10 protein-coding genes are annotated in these 12,234 nt (G+C 38.4%); 9 read left to right on the forward strand and 1 reads right to left on the reverse strand.

Features of this window, described 5'->3' with window-relative positions:
* Nucleotides 1-23 precede the first annotated feature (23 nt).
* The 9 genes from H4J57_RS00575 (at nucleotide 24) to H4J57_RS00615 (ending at nucleotide 10,476) form a co-directional block, all read left to right on the forward strand.
* The gene (locus H4J57_RS00575) at nucleotides 24-1,463 is read left to right on the forward strand and encodes a capsule assembly Wzi family protein (protein WP_182241654.1); all 1,440 of its coding nucleotides are present in this window, start codon (nucleotides 24-26) and stop codon (nucleotides 1,461-1,463) included.
* A gap of 3 nt (nucleotides 1,464-1,466) precedes the next feature.
* Nucleotides 1,467-2,534, forward strand: coding sequence for a CDP-glycerol glycerophosphotransferase family protein (locus tag H4J57_RS00580; protein WP_182241655.1), 1,068 nt, complete (start codon nucleotides 1,467-1,469; stop codon nucleotides 2,532-2,534).
* A gap of 2 nt (nucleotides 2,535-2,536) precedes the next feature.
* Nucleotides 2,537-2,932, forward strand: coding sequence for an adenylyltransferase/cytidyltransferase family protein (locus tag H4J57_RS00585; RefSeq protein ID WP_070374594.1), 396 nt, complete (start codon nucleotides 2,537-2,539; stop codon nucleotides 2,930-2,932).
* Nucleotides 2,932-3,966, forward strand: coding sequence for a CDP-glycerol glycerophosphotransferase family protein (locus H4J57_RS00590; protein ID WP_182241656.1), 1,035 nt, complete (start codon nucleotides 2,932-2,934; stop codon nucleotides 3,964-3,966). Before H4J57_RS00585 ends, H4J57_RS00590 begins: the two co-directional genes overlap by 1 nt.
* A 330-nt stretch (nucleotides 3,967-4,296) precedes the next feature.
* Complete coding sequence (gene leuA / locus H4J57_RS00595; RefSeq protein WP_182241657.1) at nucleotides 4,297-5,862, forward strand: 2-isopropylmalate synthase; 1,566 nt, start codon at nucleotides 4,297-4,299, stop codon at nucleotides 5,860-5,862.
* A gap of 40 nt (nucleotides 5,863-5,902) precedes the next feature.
* Nucleotides 5,903-7,036 carry a 3-isopropylmalate dehydrogenase gene (gene leuB, locus H4J57_RS00600; protein ID WP_182213551.1) on the forward strand — a complete coding sequence of 378 codons (1,134 nt, stop codon included), beginning with the start codon at nucleotides 5,903-5,905 and terminating at the stop codon, nucleotides 7,034-7,036.
* 3 nt (nucleotides 7,037-7,039) lie between these two features.
* Nucleotides 7,040-8,473: a 3-isopropylmalate dehydratase large subunit gene (leuC, locus tag H4J57_RS00605; protein ID WP_070374598.1), complete on the forward strand. Its 1,434-nt coding sequence runs from the start codon at nucleotides 7,040-7,042 to the stop codon at nucleotides 8,471-8,473.
* A 2-nt stretch (nucleotides 8,474-8,475) separates the two neighbouring features.
* Nucleotides 8,476-9,072 carry a 3-isopropylmalate dehydratase small subunit gene (leuD, locus tag H4J57_RS00610; RefSeq protein WP_182241658.1) on the forward strand — a complete coding sequence of 199 codons (597 nt, stop codon included), beginning with the start codon at nucleotides 8,476-8,478 and terminating at the stop codon, nucleotides 9,070-9,072.
* A 171-nt stretch (nucleotides 9,073-9,243) separates the two neighbouring features.
* The gene (locus H4J57_RS00615) at nucleotides 9,244-10,476 is read left to right on the forward strand and encodes an HD-GYP domain-containing protein (protein WP_182241659.1); all 1,233 of its coding nucleotides are present in this window, start codon (nucleotides 9,244-9,246) and stop codon (nucleotides 10,474-10,476) included.
* A 50-nt stretch (nucleotides 10,477-10,526) separates the two neighbouring features.
* Here H4J57_RS00615 and H4J57_RS00620 read toward each other — a convergent pair whose 3' ends face one another.
* The gene (locus H4J57_RS00620) at nucleotides 10,527-12,155 is read right to left on the reverse strand and encodes an AAA family ATPase (protein WP_182241660.1); all 1,629 of its coding nucleotides are present in this window, start codon (nucleotides 12,153-12,155) and stop codon (nucleotides 10,527-10,529) included.
* Nucleotides 12,156-12,234 lie beyond the last annotated feature (79 nt).

A 12,234-nucleotide genomic window follows, 5' to 3' on the forward strand; every position in this document is an offset into this window, starting at 1 on the left:
TAGATTATATGATGGCTTTTTTTGTGCACAAAACTAAATACTTATTTTTTATCACTTTATTTATAATATTTTATATAAAACAGGCTAATGCCGATGGTGTTAGCCCTTACTTACCGTTAAAAACTGATGCTCTTATTGAACTTGAAATCGCACGTCTAGCGACAATTTCTCGAATGCCAATCTTGAGTAAACCCTACCATATTGTCACGGTTGTTGATTATCTAAACAAAATTAAAGGTTCTCATCCTGAGCTTTTTTATAGAATTTCTGCTTATATAAAGCGTTATAAAAAGCAGAGTGCGATCACTCATTTATCAACTACGCTTTCAACATCTAACAATAAAAACTTCACCATAGCTAATAATCGTGGAGTTGCCATGGACAGCACGGCCCAAGCAAGTGCCGCTGGATTTTATCAGTTCAATCAATATGCCATCGCAAATTTAGGGGGGACCATCGTCGATGGTAAGAATATTATTCCCCATAACAGCTACTTTTCATTGGGTTATGAATATGCTCAATTTGATATTGGCTACCGCGAACATTGGCTATCTCCCTCACAAGAAAGTGCATCATTACTGTCTACTAACGCTGCCCCAACCTTTTCTATTACCATGAGTAATGTAAAACCTATCACCTCTTGGCATGTTAAATACGAATTTTCATTAGGACAGTTAGAGGAAATGGCGGGTATAAAGTATAAGGGTTCTACATCATCAGGAAAGCCATTATTAATGACTATGCATATGAGTTTTCAACCCTTTAGCTGGTGGACGATAGGTGCTAATAGAGCCTTTCAATTTGGTGGTGGCGAAAGAAGCACAGGCCTAAGTGATATTTGGAATGCGATTATTGACCCCGTTAACTCAGATAACTGTAGCTCAGGTTTAACAGGTTGTGCAAATTCCGATGAAGAAGTGGGTAATCAAATTGCTTCGTTAACCAATAAATTTGATTTGTCTTACCAGGGTTTCCCTTTTACCTTTTATATGGAATATGCAGGAGAGGACACCAAAGAACACAAGAACACTGAGTTAGGTAACATTAGTCAAACCTACGGGTTATTCTTTCCATATATTAACAAGGACTTTTCATTGTATGCTGAGCACTCTAAATTTCACAAGGCATGGTATATTCACAATATATACGGTGAAGGTTACCGAAATGATAAAGTTGTAATGGGTCATTGGTGGGGTAATACCAAAGAGCTGAGAGATGAATCAGCGGGAAATGCTTCGTTAATTCGACTAAACTGGGATTTTTCACCCGAGTATCATTTACAAACACTATTTCGAACCGCCGCTATAGATTCTTTGACGCAAGATAAGTACTCTAGAGCCCAAGAGATAGAATTAAGTTTAAAACAAGTATATAAAAATGGATTTATTAATTATTCGTTAACAGCTGGTAGTGATATTTATGGAGAGTCTTTCTACCGTGCGACTTTGGGTTATAACTGGTAATTTATGAATGTTTTTTTTGATATTCAACATCTTTATTATTTACCTCAGTATTTGCCGGTAAAAAATGCACTTGAAAAAAATGGCGTAAATTGTCATTTTCTTTTATACAATCAAAAAGAACTACAGACTGTATTAATAAAGAGTGTTGAACAAGAAAAACTAAGTTATACCCTTGTTGAAGATTCTGATGAGGCGAGAGAACTTTATCTGCAAAAAAAGCCTCATTGGATTATTTTTGGAAATGCCTTCAATGGCTTAAAAAAAATTAACGCTTTTACAAAAACAGCACTGATGCAACATGGTATTGGTCCTAAATCATGCTATTACGATGTATCTAAATCAGATATAACTTACCGTTTTGTCGAAGGTCAGCATAGATTAAAGCGTTTACAGAACCTATTTCCCAATAAAGTATTTGTTGATACGGGGTATGCTAAATTGGACCCTATTATTAAGAAAACTTCAGATTGCATCAACTTATCTGACTTAGGATTAGACCCTAAAAAGAAAACGATTCTTTATGCTCCCACTTTCTATCCCAGCAGTATAGAGTGCTTACCTGATGATTTCCCCTCTTTGGTAGGCCAGTATAATTTAATTTTGAAACCTCACTTTTTTTCGCTGATAAAAAACAAATATAAAAAGCATCAAGCACTATTTAAACACTGGGAAACTTATAATAATGTCTATGTTTCTTCCATTGAAGAAACATCTATTATTCCTTTTATGGGCGTTGCCGACTTGTTATTCAGTGATGCATCATCAACACTCTTTGAGTTTACTGCACTAAATAAACCCGCTATCTGGTGTGACTTTTATAAGGTCCGTTGGTCTTATCGTGGGATTTTTAAATGGCGTTTAAACAATCGATTAGATGATGATTTAAAATATTTTGCCAAAGTGGCCTGTCAAACAACAAACATAAAACAATTAATTCATGAAATCAGCAATCAACTTATGCATCCCGATTTAAAGGAAGCTGACCGCATAGCCACGACGGAGCTGCTTACGGGAACGGTTGATGGTAAATGCAGTGAACGAATTGCGAATTTTATAACCTCAGAGATTTAACTATGCGCGTAATTACTTTTGGTACATTTGATGTTTTTCATGTTGGCCATGTCAATATTTTAGAGCGTGCTCGTCTTCATGGCTCTCATTTAATTGTTGGTGTTTCATCGGATGAATTAAATATTTCAAAAAAAGGTCGAGCACCTATATATTGTGATGAAGATAGAAAGCATATTATCCGGTCTTTAAGATGCGTCGATGAAGTTTTTCTTGAAGAATCTTTAGAGCTAAAAGCTGAATATATTAAATACTACAATGCCGATATATTAATTATGGGTGATGACTGGCAAGGTAAATTTGATCATTTAAAAGACCTTTGTCAGGTGATATATTTACCAAGGACACCTTCAGTTTCTACTACAGAAATTATCGAAATAGTTAAAACTAAGCGCAGTTAATGAACAATAATCAAAAATACCTTTTCTATATCTCACAAAATTATTCTTTTGAAATTTTGCGACCTTTACAGCGAGAAATACTAAGCCAAGGCAGCCAAGTTGCGTGGTTTGTTGCTGGTAGTGATGTTAATCTGAGTAATTTTGCTGCCGATGAAGTGGTGCTTAGCAGTGTTGCTGATGTGATTAGTTTTAACCCTGTCGCTAGCTTTGTGCCGGGTAATATCATCCCACGATTTATTCCCGGTATTAAAGTACAAGTTTTCCATGGTTTAGAGTGGAAGAAAAAAGGTCACTTTGTTATTAGAGACTGCTTTGATCTCTATTGTACTCATGGGGCAGCGACCACCAATCGCTTTAATGAATTAGCTAACCAGCATAAATTTTTCGACGTTAAAGAAACAGGCTGGCCAAAATTAGATAATTTGTTTAATACCCCCAAAGAGCAATATTTTAGTAATAAGTTGCCAACAATCCTCTTTGCGCCCACTTTTTCACCCGCGTTGACTTGCGCACCTTTTTTATATGAAGAAATTGCCGCTTTAGTGCATGATAAAAAATATAATTGGCTGATTAAGTTCCACCCAAAAATGGATACAAAGTGGTTAGATCTTTATGCTCAACTCTCTTCACAAAACCTAAAAATAATAACATCGTCAAATATAAATAGCTTATTGCAGTCTGCTGATATTATGGTGTCGGATACTTCATCGGTTATTGGTGAGTTTGCTTTACTGGGTAAGCCGGTTATCGCGTTCAATAATAGCCAACCGGGTGATTACTTAATTAACATTACCGATGCCAAAGAATTACCCCAAGCATTAACTGTCGCATTATCGCCTTCAGAAACACTTATATTGGCGATAAATCGTTATGCCCAGGAGTTACATCCTTATAGTGATGGTAAGTCGTCATTTCGGATATTAGAGGCTGTAGAAAATATTAGACTCAATGGCAAACAGGCAATAAAAACACTACCGCGCAATATCATCAGAAACTTAAAGCAACGCAAAATTCTTAATTATTGGAAGTTTTAAACGCCTTATATTCATTAGCGCCACCATTATACTTTTTAAATATTAATAATTAATTGACATTATTTGAGTAAATACGCTATTAATAGATGACTGTTTGCTCTAGCGAGCTAAACTAACTTAATAAGACGACTTTAATGACAACAACAATTACCATAAAAAACATTATTCGCATTAACCTCCTCCTCACATTATCAATGCGCGGATAGGTTTTTTATTGTTGTAAATTAAAGATAAACATTAAAACCCGCGCATATTACCGCGGGTTTTTTTATACCCGTATTTTATGTAAGTAGCCAATACCCTAAGCACAATAAATATTAAGGAATAAACATGGACAGCAAGGTAATTATTTTCGACACCACCTTACGTGACGGAGAGCAGGCACTAAATGCAAGCCTTTCAGTGCATGAAAAGTTACAAATTGCGCTAGCCATTGAACGCTTAGGGGTAGATGTAATGGAGGTTGGCTTCCCTGTTTCTTCGCCAGGCGATTTTAAGTCAGTGCAACAAATTGCCCGCACCATTAAAAACTCCCGAGTTTGTGCTTTAGCTCGAGCTGTTGAAGGCGATATTCAAGCCTGTGCCGATGCGTTAAAAGTCGCTGACCAATTCCGTATTCATACGTTTATTTCAACGTCAGATGTTCATGTTCAACAAAAATTGAAGAAAGATTTTGCCGATGTTGAAGCAATGGCAATCCATGCAATTAAATTTGCCCGAAAATTTACTGATGATGTCGAGTTTTCTTGTGAAGATGCTGGCCGTACCCCTATCGACAATTTATGTCGCATGGTTGAAAACGCCATAAAAGCCGGTGCCACCACCATTAATATTCCTGATACGGTTGGCTATACCCTACCCAATGAATTTGGCGGCATTATTACCCAATTATTTAATCGTGTGCCTAATATTGATCAAGCAGTAATTTCGGTGCATTGCCATAACGATTTAGGTTTAGCCGTTGCCAACTCAATGACTGCAGTACAGGCAGGCGCTAGACAAATTGAATGTACCATTAATGGTATTGGTGAGCGCGCTGGTAATTGTTCATTAGAAGAAGTCGCGATGATCATGAAAACCCGGCATGACTTCTTAAATGTACACACCAATATTAATCATCAAGAAATTGCCCGCACTTCAAAGTTAGTCAGCCAATTATGTAATATGCCCGTGCAATTAAACAAAGCGATTGTTGGCGGTAACGCTTTTAGTCATTCGTCAGGTATACACCAAGATGGCATGTTAAAAGCCAGTAATACTTATGAAATTATGACCCCAGAAAGTGTCGGTATCAGTAAAACAAAATTAAACTTAACCTCTCGCAGTGGTCGACACGTTATTAAGCACCGCATGGCAAGTTTAGGTTATACCGAAACTGAGTTTGACTTAGAAGAGTTATACAGTGACTTTTTGGCGCTAGCTGATAAAAAAGGTCAAGTCTTTGATGATGATTTAGAAGCGTTGCACTTTAATATTCAACAACAAGGTGAAGAGCAAGAATTTTATCATCTAGAAACATTAAATGTGCAGTGTGGCGGCGGAGAGTTTTCCACGTCAAGTATTAAATTATTAGCCGGTAAAGAGAGCCATATTGTTTCTGAAACGGGTAATGGCCCGGTTGACTCATTATATAGAGCGATTAAAAAAGCGGTTGATATTGACTTTGAGGTCGCTGATTACAAAATATCAAATAAAGGTGAAGGTGAAGACGGTTTAGGTAAAGCTGATTTAGTGGTTACCTGGCAAGACAGAAAATTTCATGGCTACGGCTTAGCGACCGATGTTATCGACGCTTCAGCAAAAGCCTTGATACACGCACTGAATAGTATTCATCGCGCCATCACCATTAATGAATTAAAAAGCGAACTAAAAAACGACGTTCAAGCTTCATTATAATAAATTCAAACATATAAGATTGACTAAAGGTATAAAAGACATGTCGAACATAGCAATATTAGCCGGTGATGGCATCGGACCAGAAGTAATGGTTGAAGCTAAAAAAGTATTAAGTACCATCGCAACAATATTTGATATAAAAATATCGACACAAGATTACGCTATAGGCGGTGCTGCTATTGATAGCCACGGTCACGCCCTTCCCGATGAGACCATGAAAGGTTGTGAACAAGCCGATGCTATTTTATTTGGCTCGGTTGGCGGTCCAAAATGGGCTAACTTACCTCCTACACAGCAACCTGAACGTTGTGCATTATTGGGCTTGCGTAGCCGTTTTGATTTATTTTGTAATATGCGCCCAGCGACCTTACAACCGGCTTTATCATCATTATCGACATTGCGCAGTGATATTTCACAGCAAGGCTTCGACGTACTGGTTATTCGCGAGTTAACCGGCGATATCTACTTTGGTGAGCCAAAAGGACGTCGCGGTGAAGGTGAAGAAGAAACTGGCTTTGACTCGATGTTTTATTCTCGTCGAGAAGTTAAACGTATTGCTCACTTGGCCTTTCAAGCGGCGCAAAAACGTAACAATAAGGTAACGTCTGTTGATAAGGCCAATGTTTTAGCGACCAGTCAATTATGGCGCCAAGTGGTTGAAGAAGTTGCGAGTGAATACCCTGATGTCGCCTTAGAGCATTTATATGTAGATAACGCCGCCATGCAACTTGTTCGCGATCCCAACCAATTTGACGTTTTGTTATGCCCTAATTTATTTGGCGATATTCTTTCCGATATCTGCGCAATGATAACCGGCTCTATGGGGTTATTACCTTCTGCAAGTTTAAATAGCGAAGGTTTTGGTATGTATGAACCTGCCGGTGGCAGTGCGCCTGACATTGCCGGAAAAGGTATCGCTAACCCTATCGCGCAAATTTTATCAGCAGCATTAATGCTACGTTACAGCTTAAATGAAAGTGCAGCGGCACAAGCGATTGAAGATGCCGTAGCAAGCGCATTAGACAATGGCGTGCTAACCGCTGATTTACTACCGGCAAATCAAAGACACCAGGCTAAAAACACCACTGAAGTGGGTGATTATATTTGCCAACAGATTATTGCGCAACATAGTAGTGCACAAAATAGTGCTAATCAAAAAATAACAGAGGCATAACCGATGAGTCCTAAAAATTCTGCTACCACCTTATATGAAAAATTATGGCAACAGCATGTTGTTGAAGAAAAAGCGGGTGAAACACCTTTGCTTTATGTTGACCGTCATTTGATCCACGAAGTTACCTCACCACAAGCGTTTGCTAACTTAAAGTTTCATAACCGCCCTGTTCGTCATCCTGAGCGTACGATTGCCACGATGGATCACAACATTTCAACCCGTTCAATAGAAATTGATGCTGCGGGTGAAGGCGCAGCCAATCAATTAAGAACATTAGAAAAAAACTGTAAAGAGTTTGGTATTGAACTATTTGGTATGGGTCATAAAAATCAAGGTATTGTTCATGTTATTGGGCCAGAACTTGGCTTAACATTACCGGGTACAACAATTGTCTGTGGTGACTCTCATACAGCAACCCATGGCGCATTTGGCGCATTAGCCTTTGGAATTGGTACTTCAGAAGTTGAACACGTTTTTGCCACGCAAACCTTACGCCAAACAAAAGCAAAAACCATGAAAATTGAAGTTAATGGTCAAGTAGGCGCTGGAATTAGCGCAAAAGATATTATTTTAGCGATTATTGGCAAAACAGGTAGTGCGGGTGCGACCGGTTATGTCGTTGAATATTGCGGTAGTGCTATCGAAGCACTGAGCATGGAAGAGCGCATGACCGTTTGTAACATGAGCATTGAATTTGGCGCGAAAGCGGGCTTAATCGCTCCTGATAAAACCACCTTCGATTATCTAATAGGTAAAGAATATGCGCCAAAGGGCGACGTATGGCTTGAAGCGTTAAATGATTGGAAAACCTTCAAAACTGATGAAGGCGCTGAGTTTGACACGATATTAACCCTTAAAGCCGAAGAGATTAAAGCGCAAATCACCTGGGGAACCACACCAGGACAGGTTACTTCAGTCGATAGCGTAGTGCCATCGCCGGATGACTTTACCGAGCAAGTAGAAAAAGATTCTTGTGCCGCCGCATTAACCTACATGGGCTTAACGGCGGGTACAAAAATTACAGATATTACTATTAACAAAGTCTTTATTGGTTCATGTACAAATTCACGTATCGAAGATTTACGCGCGGCCGCAGGTGTTGTTGCAAGCTATCAAGCACAGGGAAAATCAGTATCAGCAAATGTTGATGCCATCGTTGTTCCCGGTTCATATCGCGTAAAAGCGCAGGCAGAAGCTGAAGGTTTAGACAAAATATTTAGTAATGCCGGCTTTGAATGGCGTTTACCTGGTTGTTCAATGTGTTTAGGCATGAACGATGATGTGCTAACAGAAGGTGACCGTTGTGCTTCAACCAGTAATCGTAACTTTGAAGGCCGACAAGGCCGTGGCAGCCGAACGCACTTAGTGAGCCCAGAGCTAGCTGCTGCTTCTGCAATTACCGGTCATTTTGTTGACTTGAATTCACAAGGAATATAATCATGGAAAAATTTACAACACATACGGGGTTAGTTGTTCCTTTAGATGCAGCAAACGTAGATACCGATCAGATAATCCCAAAACAGTTTTTACAAAAAACAGAGCGAGTAGGCTTTGGACAGCATTTATTTCATGACTGGCGCTATTTAGACGTATCAGGGAAAGTAAACAACCCTGAATTCATTTTGAATAAACCTCAGTACCAAGGTGCAAGCATTCTACTAACCCGTGAAAATTTTGGCTGTGGTTCAAGTCGAGAACATGCACCATGGGCATTAGAGGAATACGGTTTCAAAGCTATAATTTCACCAAGTTTTGCCGATATCTTTTATGGTAACTGTATTAATATTGGTTTACTGCCAATAAAACTTAGTGATGAAGAAATTGACACGTTATTTAAAATGAGCAGCCAAGAAAACCTCGAGTTAACCGTCGACTTAATCAATAACACAATCACTTGTGGCGAATTAAGTTTCACCTTTAGTTTAGATAAGTTTCATCAATATTGTTTAGAACAAGGCATAGACAGTGTTGGCTGGACATTAAACAAGCTAGACACGATAAAAGCTTTTGAAGAAAAAATGCCAAGCTGGCAATAAGTTAAGTATAACGTCCTAAAGCCTCATCTGCTCTTTACCGATAAATTGTAGATGAAGCTTTATTTTTCACCCTTTCACCCATCAATTGCACTAATGACTAAAATTAATCTAAAGTATTGTTTAGTAATAAGCTATTATCAATTATAGCTTTGTAACTAGCCGCCTAACAATATGTCCAAAATAACAACGAGCGAAATCACCGAAATTATTTCTATCGATCAGCTCAAACCTGGCATGTATGTAAAATCATTTTCCGATAACAATCATCTTTCGATCAAATCTGAAGGTTATATTTCGTGTCTTGAAAGTATTACTCAATTACGTAACGCTGATATTGTTCAGCTCGTTATTGTGCCTGATAAAGAGAAGCAAACCGTTAATGTTGAAAAGGTTTTTGCTGACATTAAAACCAGGCAACTTATTGAACTAAAAAATAATTCGCTGGAAAAGTTAGCTATATCATTTGACAGCGAAATGAAAAAAGCCAGCGACTTGTATAAAAACGCAAAATTACTGCAAGAAAAAATCCTTTCACAAATTAGACAAAAAAAATCGATTAATATTGCCGAAGTTGAAGAATCAGCTAACGCTATGGTTGACTCTATTTTTCGAAATCAAGATGCCCTAACCTGCATGTCCCGTTTTCAAACTAAAGACTCTTATCTTATTGAACACTCACTCAATGTTTCAATTTTGATGGCTGTTTTTGCTAAATATTTAGGCTTTGACAAACGTTTGATCCAAGAAATAGCGCTGGGTGCCTTTTTGCATGATATTGGTAAAGTATTATTACCTAGCGATATTTTAAATAAACAAGGTACGTTAACCGCTAAAGAGCAAAGTATTATTCGCAGTCACGTTGCGCTTGGCTTAAAGATATTAGAGGACAGTCCTAGCATTTCTCATGTCGCGATGACTATGATACAAGAGCATCATGAACGTTTAGATGGTTCGGGTTATCCTAATAACCTTAAGCGAGATGACATATCAAAATATGGCAAGATGCTTGCTATCATCGACAGCTACGACGCAATGACCTGCGATCGCCCATATAGAAAGAGTGTTCACCCTATTAATGCTTTTAAGAAACTTATTGCAGGATCCCCCGAATGTTATGACGAAGAATTAGTTGAAAGCTTCATTCAGTGTATGGGCGTTTATCCCGTCGGTACCTTAGTCAAACTTAACAGTGGTAAATTAGGGCTAATTAGCCGCTTAAATAAACAAAAACCCTTACACCCGTACGTACGCGTTTTTTATAATATACGCCTCAATCAAGCGATACCGATTAAAGAAGTTAACTTGAGTGAATCAAAATACAAAGATCAAATTGACTGCTGTATTCGACCTGAAGAATTTAACCTTAACTTATTAGGTTTTTTCAAAACCGCCTTTATCGACTAACGTTTAGCGCTTGCAGATAAACATTAGTCAGACCACTTAAAACGATGATATTACCAAGAAGAAAGCGCCGGCAAACTAAACTGCTGGCCTTTAAACGTTAAAATAACTTTCTGACCATAAATATGATTTAACACTAATTCCTCAGAAATAGTGTCGCCTTCATAGCGATCTCTGCCATTAACTTTTACCCAACTTTCACCTTCACTGGTATAAATATGTTGTTGAAAATTTAATGAAGGTAACTCACTTTGCACCCAAGCAGGCATATCTGATAATGTCGGTGCATTAACCTCAGGTTCGACAGCTTGGTTTGCGCTATTTTTGAATTGAGGGTCTTGCTCGGTATCATCTATTGCGCTTTGAAAAAGCGCCAGCAAATCATCAGAAACACCGTCAACCGCCTTCACAGAAAGCTTTTCTTTAACTTCGCTTGTCGCTTTATCTTCAGCTAATTTACTGTCTGCTAATGTAGATAGTTTCTCTGAAGAGTTCTTGTCCGGCATAAGCACGTTTGCGGTGTTATCGGCTGTTACGATACGCTGCTCAACAGCACGTTTTTTGTCACCATCGCTTTCTATTTCAAACACTTTAGAAGCATTGTCTGTTGTTACTGCAACTAAATTTTCATCCGGTGTTTTTTTATTGTTAGTCGCTAAACTTTCATTAGCAGCAACAATAAGCGCTGTAGAGCTAGTGTCACTCATAAGATTGTTAACCGCAGCCTCAGTAATATTCAGCGCCGATGTTTCGTTAATATCATCACCAAAGAATTGACCTAGGAAATATGAGCTACCGACAATAACCGCTAACATTGTGCATGCGGCTAGCGCCTTAACCGCTTTGTGTTGCCACCAATAGGTCGCTTGGTATTCATCGCCTAATGCTTCTTGTGCAGATAATAAAACAATTTTTTTAGTCACCAAAGCATTATTACTGCAATAGGCGTTGGTCAGTGAACGCTCACATAACAAATTAATTATCCGCGGTATACCTTGTGAAATGCGATGAATTTCCGCCACTGCGGCACGCTCAAATAACATACGTTCACATTGTGCTACTGACAAGCGGTGTTGGATATAATGCCCTACTTCCCCCTTAGTTAACGGTAGCAAATGATAGCGAGCAGTAATGCGTTGTGCCAATTGTCGCAAGTCTCGACGTTGCAACAATTGTTTTAATTCAGGCTGACCAATTAAAATGACCTGTAGTAATTTTTTAGTATCTGTTTCTAAGTTTGTTAATAAACGTAACTGCTCTAAAACTTCTGGCGCTAAATGCTGCGCCTCATCAATGATTAATAACGTATTAAGGTTAGCTTGGTGATTTTTATTGAGTTTTTCATATATTTTATCGGTGAGTGTTTTTAACGTTGCCCCCGTCTTTCGGTAACGAATCTTTAGCTCGTCACAAATAGTAGCCAGTAGCTCTTGGCTTGATAATGTTGGATTAAGAATAAAAGCCGCTTGCGTATTTTCGGGTAACTGCTCCATTAAGCGCCGACTGATCGTGGTTTTTCCGGTGCCAACTTCACCCGTTAACAGTGCAAAGCCTCCTGTTTCACCCAAGCCATAACTTAAATGAGCCAAGGCCTCTTTATGGCGTTCACTCATAAATAAAAAGCGAGGATTAGGTGCGATTGAAAAAGGGCTTTCTTTTAAACCAAAATAACCTTTATACATAATAGATTTAAGTAATTTTTAAAGTCAATAAACTGTCATAGAAACTAACCTGTAGTCCATCATAAGTCAAAACTAGCTG

This window comes from Colwellia sp. BRX8-7 (genome assembly GCF_014077275.1).
In the GTDB taxonomy this organism is placed as follows: Bacteria; Pseudomonadota; Gammaproteobacteria; order Enterobacterales; family Alteromonadaceae; genus Colwellia_A.